Annotated in this window: 21 protein-coding genes; 4 read left to right on the top strand and 17 right to left on the bottom strand. The window is 40.5% G+C overall.

The window, feature by feature from the left end:
* Positions 1 to 22 precede the first annotated feature (22 nt).
* The 9 genes from H5115_RS11085 to H5115_RS11045 form a co-directional block, all read right to left on the bottom strand.
* The gene (locus H5115_RS11085; protein ID WP_182755285.1) at positions 23 to 601 is read right to left on the bottom strand and encodes a YqaA family protein; all 579 of its coding nucleotides are present in this window, start codon (positions 599 to 601) and stop codon (positions 23 to 25) included.
* Positions 602 to 610: 9 nt separating this feature from the next.
* A complete protein-coding gene (locus H5115_RS11080) occupies positions 611 to 1,249 on the bottom strand; it encodes a protein-L-isoaspartate(D-aspartate) O-methyltransferase (RefSeq protein WP_182755283.1) in 639 nt (212 codons plus the stop codon).
* Positions 1,239 to 2,003 carry a 5'/3'-nucleotidase SurE gene (surE, locus tag H5115_RS11075; protein ID WP_182755281.1) on the bottom strand — a complete coding sequence of 255 codons (765 nt, stop codon included), beginning with the start codon at positions 2,001 to 2,003 and terminating at the stop codon, positions 1,239 to 1,241. The genes H5115_RS11080 and surE overlap by 11 nt, the downstream gene beginning before the upstream one ends.
* The gene (truD, locus tag H5115_RS11070) at positions 1,984 to 3,036 is read right to left on the bottom strand and encodes a tRNA pseudouridine(13) synthase TruD (protein ID WP_182755279.1); all 1,053 of its coding nucleotides are present in this window, start codon (positions 3,034 to 3,036) and stop codon (positions 1,984 to 1,986) included. Before truD ends, surE begins: the two co-directional genes overlap by 20 nt.
* Positions 3,033 to 3,530 (bottom strand): 2-C-methyl-D-erythritol 2,4-cyclodiphosphate synthase, encoded by a 498-nt coding sequence (ispF, locus tag H5115_RS11065; RefSeq protein WP_024604077.1) that lies wholly within the window; start codon positions 3,528 to 3,530, stop codon positions 3,033 to 3,035. Before ispF ends, truD begins: the two co-directional genes overlap by 4 nt.
* Positions 3,527 to 4,228, bottom strand: coding sequence for a 2-C-methyl-D-erythritol 4-phosphate cytidylyltransferase (gene ispD / locus H5115_RS11060; RefSeq protein ID WP_182755277.1), 702 nt, complete (start codon positions 4,226 to 4,228; stop codon positions 3,527 to 3,529). Before ispD ends, ispF begins: the two co-directional genes overlap by 4 nt.
* Positions 4,218 to 4,505 carry a cell division protein FtsB gene (ftsB, locus tag H5115_RS11055; RefSeq protein ID WP_182755275.1) on the bottom strand — a complete coding sequence of 96 codons (288 nt, stop codon included), beginning with the start codon at positions 4,503 to 4,505 and terminating at the stop codon, positions 4,218 to 4,220. Before ftsB ends, ispD begins: the two co-directional genes overlap by 11 nt.
* A 37-nt stretch (positions 4,506 to 4,542) precedes the next feature.
* Entirely contained in the window at positions 4,543 to 5,178 is a 636-nt protein-coding gene (locus H5115_RS11050; RefSeq protein WP_182755273.1) for a hypothetical protein, read from the bottom strand.
* A 75-nt stretch (positions 5,179 to 5,253) separates the two neighbouring features.
* The gene (locus H5115_RS11045) at positions 5,254 to 5,733 is read right to left on the bottom strand and encodes a DUF2947 domain-containing protein (protein ID WP_002958965.1); all 480 of its coding nucleotides are present in this window, start codon (positions 5,731 to 5,733) and stop codon (positions 5,254 to 5,256) included.
* Positions 5,734 to 5,793: 60 nt separating this feature from the next.
* Here H5115_RS11045 and H5115_RS11040 point away from each other — a divergent pair, with 60 nt between their 5' ends.
* Genes H5115_RS11040 through H5115_RS11025 form a run of 4 tightly spaced genes read left to right on the top strand, consistent with a single transcriptional unit; the run spans position 5,794 to position 8,547 of the window.
* Positions 5,794 to 6,033 (top strand): DUF1653 domain-containing protein, encoded by a 240-nt coding sequence (locus tag H5115_RS11040; RefSeq protein WP_182755271.1) that lies wholly within the window; start codon positions 5,794 to 5,796, stop codon positions 6,031 to 6,033.
* Positions 6,034 to 6,085: 52 nt separating this feature from the next.
* On the top strand, positions 6,086 to 6,934 hold the full coding sequence (locus H5115_RS11035) for a MoxR family ATPase (RefSeq protein WP_024610526.1): 849 nt from the start codon (positions 6,086 to 6,088) through the stop codon (positions 6,932 to 6,934).
* Position 6,935: 1 nt separating this feature from the next.
* Positions 6,936 to 8,123, top strand: a complete 1,188-nt coding sequence (locus H5115_RS11030; RefSeq protein WP_182755269.1) for a VWA domain-containing protein — start codon at positions 6,936 to 6,938, stop codon at positions 8,121 to 8,123.
* Between the two features lies 1 nt (position 8,124).
* Positions 8,125 to 8,547 carry a hypothetical protein gene (locus tag H5115_RS11025; RefSeq protein WP_182755268.1) on the top strand — a complete coding sequence of 141 codons (423 nt, stop codon included), beginning with the start codon at positions 8,125 to 8,127 and terminating at the stop codon, positions 8,545 to 8,547.
* Between the two features lie 354 nt (positions 8,548 to 8,901).
* Here H5115_RS11025 and H5115_RS11020 read toward each other — a convergent pair whose 3' ends face one another.
* The 8 genes from H5115_RS11020 to H5115_RS10985 all read right to left on the bottom strand — a co-directional run bounded on the left by H5115_RS11020 (position 8,902) and on the right by H5115_RS10985 (position 15,098).
* Positions 8,902 to 9,597, bottom strand: coding sequence for a hypothetical protein (locus H5115_RS11020; protein ID WP_182755267.1), 696 nt, complete (start codon positions 9,595 to 9,597; stop codon positions 8,902 to 8,904).
* 34 nt (positions 9,598 to 9,631) lie between these two features.
* Positions 9,632 to 10,042 carry a GNAT family N-acetyltransferase gene (locus tag H5115_RS11015; protein WP_182682165.1) on the bottom strand — a complete coding sequence of 137 codons (411 nt, stop codon included), beginning with the start codon at positions 10,040 to 10,042 and terminating at the stop codon, positions 9,632 to 9,634.
* Positions 10,043 to 10,060: 18 nt separating this feature from the next.
* The gene (locus tag H5115_RS11010) at positions 10,061 to 10,516 is read right to left on the bottom strand and encodes a GNAT family N-acetyltransferase (RefSeq protein ID WP_182755266.1); all 456 of its coding nucleotides are present in this window, start codon (positions 10,514 to 10,516) and stop codon (positions 10,061 to 10,063) included.
* 63 nt (positions 10,517 to 10,579) lie between these two features.
* Positions 10,580 to 11,755 carry an NRAMP family divalent metal transporter gene (locus H5115_RS11005; RefSeq protein WP_182755329.1) on the bottom strand — a complete coding sequence of 392 codons (1,176 nt, stop codon included), beginning with the start codon at positions 11,753 to 11,755 and terminating at the stop codon, positions 10,580 to 10,582.
* A 202-nt stretch (positions 11,756 to 11,957) separates the two neighbouring features.
* Positions 11,958 to 12,314, bottom strand: a complete 357-nt coding sequence (gene hpf / locus H5115_RS11000) for a ribosome hibernation-promoting factor, HPF/YfiA family (protein WP_007376058.1) — start codon at positions 12,312 to 12,314, stop codon at positions 11,958 to 11,960.
* A gap of 177 nt (positions 12,315 to 12,491) precedes the next feature.
* Positions 12,492 to 12,806: a pyrimidine/purine nucleoside phosphorylase gene (locus H5115_RS10995; protein WP_182755265.1), complete on the bottom strand. Its 315-nt coding sequence runs from the start codon at positions 12,804 to 12,806 to the stop codon at positions 12,492 to 12,494.
* A gap of 298 nt (positions 12,807 to 13,104) precedes the next feature.
* The gene (locus H5115_RS10990; protein WP_182755263.1) at positions 13,105 to 13,911 is read right to left on the bottom strand and encodes a hypothetical protein; all 807 of its coding nucleotides are present in this window, start codon (positions 13,909 to 13,911) and stop codon (positions 13,105 to 13,107) included.
* Positions 13,908 to 15,098 carry a hypothetical protein gene (locus H5115_RS10985; RefSeq protein ID WP_182755261.1) on the bottom strand — a complete coding sequence of 397 codons (1,191 nt, stop codon included), beginning with the start codon at positions 15,096 to 15,098 and terminating at the stop codon, positions 13,908 to 13,910. Before H5115_RS10985 ends, H5115_RS10990 begins: the two co-directional genes overlap by 4 nt.
* Between the last annotated feature and the right edge of the window lie 52 nt (positions 15,099 to 15,150).

Genomic DNA, 15,150 nt, shown 5'->3' with positions numbered 1-15,150 from the left:
AGAAAATTGATATTTTTAACGCTTAACGTAATAAAAAGTAAGCTAGCGCAATTAATACCACTAATCCCCAACCAAGTATTTCAATATACTGACGTAATTTTCGCTCCATTTGAGCTCCACCCCACTTCATTAAGGCTGAAACTAAAAAGAATCGCGCACCGCGTCCAATAGCTGATGTTATTAAAAATGGCAAAAATGCCATTTGTAAAACACCTGCGCCAATCGTAAATACCTTGTATGGTATTGGCGAAAAACCAGCTAAAAACACCACCCAAACACCGTAATCTTTAAACCAGTTTAGCGCTATATCAAACTTTTCTTGCCAGTGCATTTGTGCAATCAATGGCTCTACAACGGGTTCAAATAGCCAAAAGCCAAGCAAGTAACCAACCACCCCACCAATAACCGATGCTATCGTAGCAAAGCTTGCAAATCGCCATGCTTTATTAGGTTGTGCAAGTGACATAGGTGCAAGCATTACATCGGGTGGTATCGGGAAAAAAACTGATTCTGCAAAGCTCATCGCAGCTAAGTAACGTTCCGCATGACGGTGTTTTGCCCACACTAGGGCCATATCGTATAACTTGGTAAACAACTTCAAAATGAATTCCTATTCAATATCGCCAGGTACTAACGGCACAAATCTAACGGGAGCAATAACATGCTCTTTATAATTATCGCCTTTGCGGATAACCATTACTAATTTTTGAACGCTCTCACCAATGGGCGCTAATAACACGCCACCATCGGCCAACTGAGCAAGTAAATCTTGCGGAACTTTAGAGGCCGCAGCAGTCACTATAATACCATCAAACGGCGCTTGTGATTGCCAGCCTTGCCAACCATCACCATGCCTCATGGTTACATTATATAAATCGAGTTGTTGCAAACGTCTTTTTGCCTGCCACTGAAGTGTTTTAATACGCTCTACCGAGTAAACCTTCGTAAACGTTTTGGCCAATACTGCAGTTTGATAGCCAGAGCCAGTGCCAATCTCCAATACTTTATCGCGCACACCAGCTAAACGAAGTAGCTCTGTCATGCGCGCTACTATATAAGGCTGAGAAATTGTTTGCCCTTGTCCAATAGGTAGCGCTGTATTTTCATAGGCTTTGTGTTTTAGCACATCATCTATAAAAATATGGCGCGGAATATCAGCTATAGCACTGAGTACTTGGGTATCTTCAACACCTTCACGCTTTAGTAAGTCAGACAGCGCTTTTGCACTGCGGGTATAATTAGCGAGCACGATTAATCTCCAAATCGGCTAACCACTCTCCTACTGCTTTTAAGCTATCTTTTGCTGTCATATCAACACTTAATGGCGTAACTGAGGCATAGCCATTATTAATAGCGTGAAAATCGGTCCCCTCTCCTGCATCGCTTTCAGTCCCTAGCGATCCATACCAATAAATATCACGACCCCAAGGATCGGTTTGCTTAGTCATGGTTTCGGCTTTATGGCGAGCGCCTAGGCGTGTTACTTGCACCCCTTTTAATTCACTTAATGGAATATCTGGCACATTAATATTTATTATTTGATCTTTTGGCAGCGGGTGCGAAGCCAAGCCTTTAATAATATTTACGGTAACAGCAGCGGCTGTTTCAAAATGATCGCCATTATGTGAGCAAAGCGATACCGCAATTGCAGGCAGACCTAAATGGCGACCTTCAGTCGCAGCGGCAACAGTACCGGAATAAAGCGTGTCATCGCCTAAATTGGCACCATGGTTAATACCTGCAACAACTAGATCTGGCTTTTCATCAGCTAACTGATTTACACCTAAATGTACACAATCAGTCGGTGTGCCATTAACTGACATAAAACCATTTTCGAGTGTAGTCGCTCGCAGCGGATTCATAAGTGTTAAAGAATTACTTGCGCCACTACAGTTGCGATCAGGTGCAACAAGGGTTACATCTGCAATTTGTATAAGCGCCTGATATAAAACCGCAATGCCTTTGGCATTTACGCCATCATCGTTACTTAACAGTATCTTCATTTATGCCATTATCCTTTTCTTTGCGCTCTCGAGGGCTAGCATCAGTGTAATCCACCAGCTCACGTAATAATGCAGTTGCAAAACACCCTTTTGGCAAACCAAAGCTTAGTTTTAGTGTGGTTTCATCAAGTGTTTCAACGGTTAAGTTTTGTGGAATTAAGCGCAGCATTCGGCGCTCATTTTTAAGGCCTAACTCACCTAAACCATCACACCATGTTTGGAAAGGTTCAAGCCATATTTTTTCTTGTTCGGTTAAGCCTTTTTCACTTTTACCCACCATAGGTGCCGACATCATAATATCACCAGTGGCTAATCGCTCTATGTTTTCGTCATTAATTGCATCTTCAAAAAATGCATTACTGCCGCTGAGCATAAATACTTCACGGTGCATTGTTTTAGCTAAACCATGTTCTTTTACACGTAAGCTCACTAACTGATTAAATACATGCGACCGTGCTGCTGAAATAATAATACCGCGCAACTTTTTATCGCGAATACGCTCACCGGCAAACATTTTTTCAGCCATAACTAAGTTATGACCGCCATGCCCAAAGCGCTGTTCGCCAAAGTAATTAGGCACGCCTGCGCGTACTGCGTTAATACGGCATAAAATATCAAGAGGCTTGGTTACGTTACGAAGCGTAATAGTAAATTTATTACCTTTGTGGCAGCCCGTACGTAACTTACGGTCGTGGCGCTGTTGCGACACAATAAAAATACTCTCACTATTTAAATCACTAAAATCGATAGGCTTTTTAATTGGTACTTTTACACTAAACCACTGTGAGCACACCCCGTGGCGATCTTTCATGCCGGCGTAACTTACGTCTCGCGGTGAAACACCCGCACGCTGTGCAATTAGCTTTGCAATGTATTGCGTATTTTCGCCTTTTTTAACAACCTGCAAACACACGTGTTCGCCACTGCCGGTAAATTCTATACCTAGGTCTTCATCAACCATAAAGTCTTCAGCTGTGGTTTTAAAATCAGCTTTAGAAAGCGGTGCACCGTATAAATAATTTAAATCGCTCATGCGTTTTTTGTACTCGCAAGCTCTTTACTCATAATAACCACTGCATGGCTAGAAATACCTTCTTTGCGCCCTTCAAAGCCTAGCTTTTCGGTAGTAGTGGCTTTAACGTTAATTTGGCTAAGGTCGCAATTTAAATCGCTGGCTAAATTAGCGCGCATAGCTTGAATATGTGGCAACATTTTTGGCGCCTGTGCAACAATAGTCACATCGCCATTACCAAGTACATAACCTTGCTCTTTAGCTAAGCCCACCACATGGCGAAGTAAAATACGGCTATCGATATTTTCATACTCGCTTGCCGTATCTGGAAAGTGCTTACCAATATCACCCATTGCAAGTGAGCCTAAAATAGCATCGCATAATGCATGAATAGCAACATCACCATCTGAGTGCGCTAAAAAGCCCTGTGGGTAATCAATTTTTTCACCACAAATAGTTAGCGGGCCTTCGCCGCCAAATTTATGTACGTCAAAACCATGGCCAATTCGTATCATAATCCACTCTCGTTTTTTTGTTTATGTAATAAAAACCCAGCCAGGTCTAAATCCTCTGGCGTGGTTATTTTAATATTATCGCTACGACCTGCTACAAGCTTAACCGGTTTACCCGCCCACTCAATTGCACTGGCTTCATCGGTAATAGTAGCCCCGCTTGCTAATGCATTTTGCAGTGCATTTTTAAGCTCGTCATATTTAAAAAATTGCGGGGTAAGGGCTTGCCATAAATCGTCTCGTGGCACAGTTTGTAGGGCATGAGTGTGACCACGTTTTATAGTGTCTTTTACTTTACTAGCTAAAATACCGCCTTCATCAGCGTTTATGCATTCGTCAATCAGACGCTCTATATCACTAATATTAACTAATGGACGAGCAGCATCATGCACCAATACCCATGTTGGTGGGTTAGGCGCTAAAAAAAGCAAGCTATTGAGCACTGAATCTGCACGCTCTTTCCCGCCACTGGCTCGCACAATGCGATTATCAAGCAGTGGGAGTTCGTCAAAATAGGGGTCGCTGTCGCTAAGGGCAACAACAATAGTGCGTAATTGAGGTAATTGAGAAAGTTTAGCGAAGGTGTGTTCTAAAATGGTTTTACCGGCTAATTGTATATATTGCTTAGGCGCATTGTGCTGCATTCTACTGCCAACACCCGCAGCAGGTACAATTGCTGCAATAGTCTGTTTATTTGTCATATTGTTTGCCCGGTAAAACACGAATAAATGTTTCGTCCGGTTTAATCATTCCCAATTCGTTGCGTGCACGCTCTTCAATGCCTTCTTGGCCAAGCTTTAAGTCTTCAATATCTGCTTTAAGTACTTTATTACGTTTAATGAGTTTTTCGTTGGTTTGATGATGCGACGTTACAGCACTTTTTAGTCGTGTGTAGTCTTGTAAACCATTATGACCAAACCATAACCTGTATTGTACAAACAGTGCTAAGCACAGTAAGCCAACTTGAAAAATACGCATTTAACACTCCTTATTTTAAATTCCAAATACCTTAACTTTAATACGCTAAGGGGCGCTTTAAATTACGCCAATTAATACTACCCGCTAAAAGCATTTCGCGTAGTGATAAAACCCGTGGCATACAACGCTTCGAAAACTGCCACTGATGCCCGCAACATGCAGCGGTTAAACTCACCTTACTTGGCTTTATTAGCTGAGCATTTTGCTGCTCTAGTTCATTTCCTAAAAAATCAAACCAACCAAGCTCGTTACAATGCAGCTTATTTTCACCTAACTGATCGATACTGTCTATTCTAAGACGCACCTGATCGTAGCCATGCAATATAACGGGCACAATAAGCCCCACTTTGGCATAGGTTTGGTAAAAAAGTTCATTAGCTTGAACATTCACATCGGGTGGGGTCGGTTTTTGCTTTTCGAGCCACGTACCATTTTGTGCATCAAGCGTAAAAGGCGTGTCACCATTGGCAACTAACGTTGCAGCTCGCTCAATATAATAAGGTAGGCTTTTTAACTGGCGGCGCAGTTTATCGGCATTAGGCTCTGCAACTAATCGCTGAACCTCACGCTGATAAAACGCATTACACAATTGTGCATACAACACTTTTTGTGCATCAGTTTGCCAAATTTCAACTTGCTGCTGAGCACCAAGTGACTGATTTTTAGCGACCAAAAGCTGTACTCAAAAATATTCAGGTAAATGTTTTATAACACAGTATTGAAAATTTTTTAAGCGCAGCGCACTATTTTAGGCGCTTGGCTTTTCACCTAATTTTGCTTTACCTGATTCTAAAAATTGCACAACCGTATTACGCTTTTTACCAATCAATAAACTGCCATCAGCTAAAAACATAAAGTTTTGCCAATTGCGTTTAAATACATCAAACGTCGTTTCGATAATATTATCGCGCGCCATACAAAAATAAACCGTGGTGTTAGCTTCCCAATCTAAAAACGTTAAGATTGCTTCTGGTGGTAGCGCATCACCATTTTCCCACGCATCTTGCCAATCTACTTCTTGGCTAAAGCTTTTTTCTTGGCCACACCAATCGGTGTCTTCAAAAAAATCGGGGTGATCAAACTCACGGCTCACCATGGTTGTCCAAAGTACGGCTGCGCGCTCGTCGCTCATAGGCTTTATTTTTGCTGCGTCTTCATCAGATACAGGTAAATCTTTGTGGCGAAAAACCCACGCCTTTTTGTAATCATCTAAAGAAATATAGTTCATAGTATTGGCAAATTAGTTAACATTAAAAGTGCAAAGCCAAATTATACAAGAGATCAAAACATGACTACAGCAATAAAACCACTTTCCCTAAAACCAGGCATATACCAACACTACAAAGGCCCGCAATATAAAGTTATTCACGTTGCCACCCATAGCGAAACTGAGGAACAACTTGTGATTTACCAAGCACTTTATGGTGAATTTGGTATATGGGCGCGCCCATTAAGCATGTTTAACGAAACAATAGAAAAAGACGGTAATACTATACCGCGTTTTGCTTATATTGGACCTGCTGCTTAACTATGGCATTATAACAAAATAACTTACTCCTCAGACCAGACAAGGGTACACCGTGCAATTTAATTCAACTGACAATTACATAGCGAGTAGCGCGCTTAAACAAGCTGTAAATGCTGCCATTATGCTCGAAAAACCACTTTTAATTAAAGGCGAACCAGGTACAGGTAAAACCATGCTGGCTGAGGAGTTAGCTAAAAGTTTAGATACCACACTTATTCAGTGGCATATAAAATCGACCACTAAAGCGCAGCAAGGCTTATACGAGTACGACGCGGTTTCGCGCCTGCGCGACAGCCAACTAGGTGACGAGCGCGTACACAACATTAGTAACTACATCGTTAAAGGTAAGCTTTGGCAGGCATTTACATATGCAGAGCTTAACGGCAAACGCCCAGTGCTTTTAATTGATGAAATAGACAAAGCCGACATAGAGTTCCCAAACGACTTACTACTTGAGCTCGATAAAATGGAGTTTCATGTTTACGAAACTAACGAGCGCATTGTAGCTAAAGAGCGCCCTATTGTGATCATCACTTCAAACAACGAAAAAGAATTACCGGACGCATTTTTACGCCGCTGCTTTTTTCATTATATTGATTTTCCTAGCAGCGACGAAATGCAGCAAATTATTGACGTGCACTACCCTAACGTTAAACAGGATTTAGTACGCCAAGCACTCGAGGTATTTTTTAACCTGCGCGAAGCCAACGGCCTTAAAAAGAAACCTTCCACCAGCGAATTACTCGACTGGTTAAAGCTTTTAATGGCTGAAGACATAGACGCTAAAACACTGCACGACAAAGCTAAAAAAGGCGGTTTAATGCCAATGTTTGGCGCATTACTTAAAAATGAGCAAGATATAAGCCTAATCGAAAAACTTGCGTTTATGAGCCGTCGCTAAGATGTTGATTGCGTTCTTCTTCAAACTGCGTGAATACCGCCTACCTGTAAGTCTTCGAGAACTACTCGATTTAATAAATGCCTTAAAAAAAGGCGTTATATTTGCCGATGTAGACGCCTTTTACCATCTAGCCCGTACCATAATGGTAAAAGACGAAACTCATTTTGACAGATTTGACAAAGCCTTTAGCGACTACTTTAGCGGTATTGCCGACTTAGACCTGCTCGAGAGCTTAAAGCAGCAACACAACCTACCTGAAGATTGGTTGCGTAAAGAGTTTGAAAAGCACCTAAGCGATGAAGAAAAAGCCCAACTAAAAGCGATGGGTGGGCTAGACGAGCTAATGAAAACCCTGAAAGAACGTTTAGAAGAGCAACAAAAACGCCACGCTGGCGGCAATAAATGGGTGGGTACTGGCGGCACATCACCTTTTGGGGCATACGGCTATAACCCAGAAGGCGTGCGCATAGGGCAAGACGGCAACCGTAATCGCCAAGCGGTAAAAGTGTGGGATAAACGAGAATACAAAAACCTCGACACAGACAGAGAAATTAGTTCGCGAACAGTTAAACTCGCCCTTAAAAAGTTACGTAAGTTTGCCCGCACAGGCGCAAGCGACACGCTTGATTTAAACGAGACTATTCGCGCTACTGCAAAACAAGGCGGCATGCTTGATGTAAAAATGGCGCCCGAGCGCCACAATGCAGTAAAAGTACTCATGCTGTTTGATATTGGCGGCTCAATGGATGACTACATCCACACCTGCGAAGAGCTATTTAGCGCCGCCCACAGCGAGTTTAAACACCTAGAGTTTTACTACTTTCATAACTGTTTATACGAGCACGTTTGGCAAGACAACGCACGCCGCCACTCAAACGTAATCGACACCATGACGCTGATTAATAAATTTACCAGCGACTACAAAGTAATATTTGTTGGCGATGCCACTATGGGCCCTTACGAAATAGCTTATGCAGGCGGCTCGGTAGAACACTACAATGAAAAGCCCGGCAGTGCCTGGTTATCACGTGTCACAAACCACTTTGATAAAGTCGCCTGGCTCAACCCACAACCTGTTGAACACTGGCCTTACTATCAATCAATTGGCTTTATAAAAGAGCTAATGAACAATCGCATGTATGCACTGAGTTTAGATGGGATAAGTAGAGCGATAAAAGAGCTGAGTTAAAGTGAATAATAGAAATAGATTAAAATTAGTTTTGTTTGCATCACTTATAATAAATATGGTTTTTATTACTATCTTTATAAGTGACTCTAAAAAAAATGAAAGCATTTATTTATTAGCAAGCAATGTTGAAGCTAAATGTTTGAATGATTGGAAATCACAAGACTCTGGGGTGCCTTTTATTACCTCTCATCAAATTTTAGGACCAGATCCCTTTACTGAATATAACCTTTTAGAGCTGGGAGGTTATGAGCAGTCAACTTCTTTCACATACGAATTCTCAGCATGTTTTAAAGATAAATTTTCTACAGTAAGAACAATTGCAGAGATGAAATATGCTATTGATTTCATGAGTAAGCAATCAAAAAATGTTGGATTTTATAAATTACCAAATTCTGATGAAATTGTTGTTTACTCAAATGAGTAACAATTAGGCTAGATTGGCTTAGCTCATAACTCGTTGAGCATTGGCTGTACTATTAATCAATTGGCTTTATAAAAAAGCTAATGAACAACCGCATGTATGCGCTTAGTTTAGATTGGGTCAGTGGAGCGATAAAAGAGCTGAGTTAGATGCGAATTAACGACAGTTTAGCTCCAGAAGCGGACCCTCAAGGCGTTTATCTGAAACTCTGTTGGGTGGCGCCTTCGGCTTAACCAACCTACCTTTTGACGTAGGTCGAATAAGTGGCGAAGCCACGCCATCCGACAAAATGATGAATTGACTAGAAATAACTCGACTCGCCGCGTTTTAAATCACCTCCTGAGTACAACTTCGTTATTACTCAGGAAGCACTTTAATATTTACAATATCGTCTTTTGTGACTGCGATAGATTGATAACCATCCTGATCAAAAATACAAGCTTCAGGGTTTATAAGGTTGTGATAAGATGAAACTAAAATTTTACCCCATGGGTACTCCGTAAAAGTTTTCACTTTTGATGGATTTAAAGCACAGCGAATGAGAAGAGGTTTACCAATTTCCGACAACTTCATACCAATAGAATCGTCGAAATCAAAACACATCATAATCTGCTCACCGCCATATAAACCGATTAAAAATTTCGAACTACTATTGCCTAGTGCTACTTCAGTAAAATTAAAAAATATTCGTTTATCTCTAGCTGGGCAATATTCTTCAGTGAAAAAATCGCTCCAACAGCTCTTAATGAAGTCAATTTCATTTAAAGAAAACCGATGACGATGTTCCGTTAAGAAGGTGTTCCTAATCTCACCTCCATCCCTGACAAGGAGTCCTCTTTCTCTTATTTGCTCAGGAATAGCCCTTGTATAATGAATACCGACAACTTTTCTTTCCGAGCAGTGTTTATCAATATCTTTTACTAACTCGAGGACACAACTGTATTTAAACATACTTTCCAAGTAGTCATATTTACGGCATAGCTCGTCTAATGTTCTTAATCTATCAGTAAATGCCTTTGGTAATCTTAAGGGCTTAGTAAGGTCAATAACCATATAAAAAATCAGTTCCTTTAATCCATAATATTAACTAAATAAACTTACACATTCCAAGCCCTAAACCATCGCCATCACGTTTTAAATAACCATATTGTGTATAAAAGCTTTCTTTACCGTGAGCACTTAATAAACCTATAGTAGCGCCATTAGAGCAGGTGTTTTTTAGGTAGTTTTCAATGTGGGTCATAACTAAATGACCTATGCCTTGTTTTTGATAACTTGGCGCAACAATTACATCTTGAATATAAAAATACATTGCGCCATCACCGATTATTCTACCAGTGCCTATTAACTTATCAGTATCGTATACGGCAACCCAAAAAAGTGAGTTTTCAATGCTTGCTTTTAATGTTTTATCGTCAGGGTTTTGCCACTTTGCTTGTGCGCGTAAATTAGTAAATTCATCCAGTGCTGGAGCTGTATATTCAACCTTATATTCCATAACATCCCCTACTCACTTTCAAAGCCCTTTACTCATAAACAAGCTGTACGGATCTACCTCATAATCACCAAAGGGTTCGCACTCTTTAAAACCAAATTGAGTGTAAAGCTTTTGTGCGGGTAAAAATGCCTTTGCCGTGCCGGTCTCTAAACTTAACTTTTTGTAACCTCGCAAAGTGGATTGCTCAATAATATGGGTGAGTAACTTAGCCGCTATGCCTTGGCGTAAATAGCTGCTTGATGTGCGCATTGATTTAATTTCGCCATGCGTTGTATTTAGCGTTTTTAAAGCGCCAACACCCGCTAAATTATTATCAATCCATAAGCTATAAAAAGTTATATCGGGCTGAGTGAGTTTGCTCACATCAAGTGCATGTACGCTCTCAACGGGTGAGTGTTTTAACATATCGTTATGATGCGCTTGTAGTAACTTTATAACATTTGGGTTTGAAAGCTCACCTATTCTAATATCCATTTATACCTCATTAAATTTTAGGCTTTAGGGCTTTAATTAAAACCCTAAAGTAAGTGGCTCTATTTAGGCTGCTAGTTTCCAAACTACAAACGCAACAGCAAAGCCTACTAAATACACTAGCCCTAACCACGTTAAGCTGCGTAATAGCACGCTGTGCTTTATAGCTGGCTCTGATCGCACAAGGCTAAAGTTGAGCCATGCAAATACAGGCGTTGTGACAAATGAAAGCGTCATGGCAAACGTAAGCATGGGGCCAAGGGCTGATTTAAAAAATAAAATAACGGCCATACCGGCAAGTGCTTGTAGTATTAACCAAATATTTAAGCTGTGTTTTGATTGCCCAAAGCCAAGTAGTTTATGAGACTCGTTAAGCGTGCGGGCGTAGCCATCAAGTACAGTAAGTGTAGTGCCAAACATACATAAAAAAGCGATTGCTGATACAAGCGGCCTTGCCCATTCGCCTATTGTTAATGCGTACATATCAATAAGCTGTTTGGCAAACGCGACACCACCAAGTTCTATACTACTGGTTTGTCCGTACTGCACTAATACACCTAAGCTAAAAAATACCAAGGCTAAGCCAGCTGTAAGCCAGTAACCTACGTTAAAATCGAACAAGCCTTGGCTTTTAGAAACTGTTTGCTGCGCTTGTTTTTCTTTTAGCCATAAAGAACTTAATGCAGATATTTCGATAGGGGCTGGCATCCAACCCATTAACGCGACCATAAAGCTCAGCATAGCCAGCTCGTAAGGTGATGGGCCAACATAGTCAGCAGGCGCCATTGGGCCATTACTAAACGCGATAACTAACGCAATAACAGTAGCCAGCGTTAATAACCCCATTATGCCTTTGGCCACACTGTCGAGCGCTTTAAAGTGGCCTAACAATAATATGGCTAAGCACACTCCTAATAATATCCAACATAGCAGTGTTACCTCTATCACTGCAGGCAGTGCGTAATGCAGTAAACTTGCGGTAAGCAGTAGCACGCCGGCGGTATTAACTACGGCGGCAACAATGTTTAAGCCAATAAAACTGTAAAAATAAAATGGGCCTTTGCTTTTATACCCTTCCACTAGACTATTTTTAGTGGCGAGTGTGTATTCCATACCAAAGCGAAAAAACGGGTACTTTAAAACATTAACAACAAGGATAAGCCAAAATAATTGCCAGCCAAATATTGCCCCAGCTTGCGTAGAGGCAACTAGGTGAGAACCGCCAATAGCGGCTGTTGCCATGAGTATTCCAGGCCCAAGCGCACCTAGTCGAGACTTCCATACTGCTTTTGTTGTGTGCATTAATTTCTCAAAATATGTGTGTTGTGTGTTCTTTTTATTAATTTTTTCAATTAATAAACTGCAAGAACGCATAACTTACCTAAATTACAGGCAATAAAAAAGAGCCATACGGCTCTTTTTTACAATACTTTGGAACTAAATTTTATTTAAGATCCATCTCTTGGATGATCTCGTGTGCGATTTCAGGTGTAGTGCTAACAGGCTTTTCGTGTAAGTTTGCTTTTATCTGCCCTTTTCGATGTTTTAGTGCCGCATCGAGTTTTTTAGCTGCGCTTGCAATGGCTGGGTACATAACTTCGTTTTCCCCTTTTACCGATATGCGCGTGCCTTCGTAATTAGTGCTAATTTCAGCTTGGATTTTATGATGCTCTTTAGACAAAATAATATCGAGTGCAATAAGCGATGGAAAGTGGCTCTCGATTTTTGAAAATTTTTCGTTGATGTGCTCTCTAATAGAGTCAGTAACTTCAACATGGTGACCAGAAAGATTAATTTTCATAGGGTATCCTTTTATTTGTTACCTCATAAATAGTATTGGGGGCTATTTAGATTAACACAAGGAAAAAAGAGAGATATTTGAGGTTTATTTGCGGTTTTTGGTGATTTAAATCATGCATTGTGCAAAGTTTATGCAAAGCCCATAGTGCATGGGCTTTCAGACGTCTAGCTGTATTGATTAATCTGTGTACGAACAACAGTAGTCAGCAAAATCAGATACTTTTACTTTAAAGCTTACATTTGCATCAACATTAAACGATTCACCTGCGTTAAATGTTTTCCACTCACTTGCCCCTGGTAATAAAATATCCCATTGGCCAGCTAAAAGCTCCATGCATTCTTTTTGGTTTGTATCAAAAACAAACTCACCAGGTTGCATAAAGCCTAACGTTTTCGCTTCGCCATCACCTAAAATAACGGTACGGCTCGACACTTTTCCGTCAAAATATATATTGGCTTTTTTTACTACACTTACGTTATCGAACTTTGGCATTTTTAGCTCCTGCTAATTTTTATATTTAATTGCAGTCACATTGCCTGATACATAATGAGCTTGCAAGGAAGTGGAGCGAAAAACATTAAGTCAACATATCATCACGGCAAACTACAACTTATTTTTATTGAATATTAGCTTTAGGGTATATATTAAATAATTAGAAGCTACGCTTCTCACGCGAGCAAGCTCTGCGTCTACAAATAACGCTCCTTAACATTGAGAACAACTACTTGTAGGTGCGCATATTTCAGGCTTTTAAAAGTAACTCTTTTATTAAAGGCGGGCTTTGAGAAAGTTAAAAACCCTGCGAGTTATCTGTTATTAAATTATCATGGTCCGAGGGTAACTCAGTGAGCTTTATTGACTCCATAATTCGCTGTTGTGATTCAAGTGCATGATTAGCCCATTTTTTATGCTTATGGGAAAGATCAACACGGTGATTAAATTCAACCTCTAAAAATGCATGCTCACTTAGTGGTAAGCAATAAAAATCTTGGCGAGAACGCTTATTACTTTTTTTTATTTGATAAAACACCCATTGGCGATCATTAATAATTATCTCTTTAGCCGCAGGCAGTGGCGGATAACCATAAGATTCAACGCGTCCTAAAATCTCCTTTTTAAGTGCCTCACCTTGCCATGGGTTTGCTCTTTTATTCGACTCTAGCTTGGTATCATTTTGAAGCTTAGTGTTATAACCATCTGACCCCCAATGATAATTATCATACTCATCAATCACAAAGCGTTTTAATTGCATAGTATCAAGAACATTGATTGTATTGGTTTGCTTAATTCTTAGTTGGCAACTAAGCATGCCATACTCACTGCTTGGTAAATAACTTACTGGTGGCAAATACATCCAGTTTTCAGTGAGCATATGTACGTATTCATGGTGTAAATAGTTTTTCTTATGTTGATTAAACCAGCTTGTTGAATTATGCGGGAATGAGATATCGATGGTATACGGTACAGCTGCGACGTTACTATCTGGCACATCGAGTGTTAATAGCTTGTCTTCTAGAATAAGACGATGGTGGATGTAATTTTCAAAATTAGGGCCTCCTTCAAAACCACGGTAAAAAGCTTTGGCTAATTTGATCATAATCGCGCATCCGTAGGTGGTAGAGTTTTAATAAACTTTCTTACTACATCGGCCTTATCGGTATAGCCTAGCATCTGCAGTTGGTCAGCATAGGTGACTAGGCCTAAAAATGGGAAAGTGTGTGGGCTTGCTGCAGCATCATCACCTGTAACTAAGCCTTTAAATTTCATCGAACGGACAAGACTGCTTGACGATAAGTCATTGCGGCCAGCTAGGTTAGGCACTAAGTCATAGGGATTATTACGCACCGCAACAACTTTTAACCCGGTACTATGGGCAATGCGTTTTAAACGCTCGACATTTGAACCTGAGCCATGAACAGCGAGTTGCTGGCCTGTAAGTGGCTTACCATAGTGAATACGATAATGCTCCAGTGCCGCGCAAAAAATTATCGCGCCTTGACTGTGTGCTAACCATTTCACCTGCTTCCCTTGCTGATTATTTTGTGACAGCACGGCCGCTAAATGCTGGGCGTTATGGGATTTTGTACCTAAGCGTTTATCAAATACGCACTCCACTAAGTCGAGCTTTGCTCGATCTGTGGGGTTATGAAATAACGTATAAGCTTTTATGCCGTCTCCCTCATAAGCTCTATCAAGGTGGGTGCCCATTAACCATGTAGCTTTGGTAAGCTCATTTTGCATACCATTGACTGCTGCATGCTGTGTATTGACTCGCGTAACCGGAATAGGATCAGGTTTCCATGCTCCTTGTATTTCTTTTATTTCTTCTTTGCTTATTGCTTTATCATAGGTGTGATTACTAAGCCTTTGAACTTCATAAAGCATCGTACGCTCTGCAGCAAAATTATCTTTAGCTCCCTGCAATTGCCTATCGAAAAGTATATCTTCCAAATTGATAAAATTATTTTTAAGTGAGTATTCAATTAAAAAATGATAATTACGAAATGGGTATTTTGTCCGCCATAAACGTCGCAGCGGGTTACGGCTATGCTTAATTGAGGTTGTAGCATTAGGGTTCGCGCATATTTGAATAATATCGGCGCATACCATTTTTAAATCATAGTCATTGAGCTGCGATAGCATAGCGAGAGCTTGGCAAGTAAATTTAACTTTATTAAATGGAAAATTAACGGGTAGCATCACACCAAAATCTCGACAGCTAAGCGCGTCAAGTGGGATAACAGAATGAGCATTGATAGTTTTATTGAGTTTAGACCAAGACATATTGCTTCCTTGTAAATGAGTCTGTGCCCAAAATGATACCGTAAATGAATTT

This window comes from Pseudoalteromonas sp. SR44-2 (assembly GCF_014163745.1).
GTDB lineage: Bacteria > Pseudomonadota > Gammaproteobacteria > Enterobacterales > Alteromonadaceae > Pseudoalteromonas > Pseudoalteromonas distincta.
The sequence above is the reverse complement of the archived record's forward strand: the minus strand, read 5'-3'. Positions and strand labels throughout refer to the sequence as shown.

Excerpts from the sequence above, each read along its gene's own strand:
- H5115_RS11020 (WP_182755267.1), bottom strand. The coding sequence starts at position 9,597 with ATGGTTATTGACCTTACTAAGCCCTTAAGATTACCAAAGGCATTTACT.
- surE (WP_182755281.1), bottom strand. The coding sequence starts at position 2,003 with ATGAAGATACTGTTAAGTAACGATGATGGCGTAAATGCCAAAGGCATT.
- truD (WP_182755279.1), bottom strand. The coding sequence starts at position 3,036 with ATGAGCGATTTAAATTATTTATACGGTGCACCGCTTTCTAAAGCTGAT.
- H5115_RS11010 (WP_182755266.1), bottom strand. The coding sequence starts at position 10,516 with ATGGATATTAGAATAGGTGAGCTTTCAAACCCAAATGTTATAAAGTTA.
- H5115_RS11005 (WP_182755329.1), bottom strand. The coding sequence starts at position 11,755 with ATGGCAACAGCCGCTATTGGCGGTTCTCACCTAGTTGCCTCTACGCAA.
- H5115_RS11030 (WP_182755269.1), top strand. The coding sequence starts at position 6,936 with ATGTTGATTGCGTTCTTCTTCAAACTGCGTGAATACCGCCTACCTGTA.
- H5115_RS11040 (WP_182755271.1), top strand. The coding sequence starts at position 5,794 with ATGACTACAGCAATAAAACCACTTTCCCTAAAACCAGGCATATACCAA.
- H5115_RS10995 (WP_182755265.1), bottom strand. The coding sequence starts at position 12,806 with ATGCCAAAGTTCGATAACGTAAGTGTAGTAAAAAAAGCCAATATATAT.
- ftsB (WP_182755275.1), bottom strand. The coding sequence starts at position 4,505 with ATGCGTATTTTTCAAGTTGGCTTACTGTGCTTAGCACTGTTTGTACAA.
- H5115_RS10985 (WP_182755261.1), bottom strand. The coding sequence starts at position 15,098 with ATGTCTTGGTCTAAACTCAATAAAACTATCAATGCTCATTCTGTTATC.
- ispF (WP_024604077.1), bottom strand. The coding sequence starts at position 3,530 with ATGATACGAATTGGCCATGGTTTTGACGTACATAAATTTGGCGGCGAA.
- hpf (WP_007376058.1), bottom strand. The coding sequence starts at position 12,314 with ATGAAAATTAATCTTTCTGGTCACCATGTTGAAGTTACTGACTCTATT.
- H5115_RS10990 (WP_182755263.1), bottom strand. The coding sequence starts at position 13,911 with ATGATCAAATTAGCCAAAGCTTTTTACCGTGGTTTTGAAGGAGGCCCT.
- ispD (WP_182755277.1), bottom strand. The coding sequence starts at position 4,228 with ATGACAAATAAACAGACTATTGCAGCAATTGTACCTGCTGCGGGTGTT.
- H5115_RS11045 (WP_002958965.1), bottom strand. The coding sequence starts at position 5,733 with ATGAACTATATTTCTTTAGATGATTACAAAAAGGCGTGGGTTTTTCGC.
- H5115_RS11015 (WP_182682165.1), bottom strand. The coding sequence starts at position 10,042 with ATGGAATATAAGGTTGAATATACAGCTCCAGCACTGGATGAATTTACT.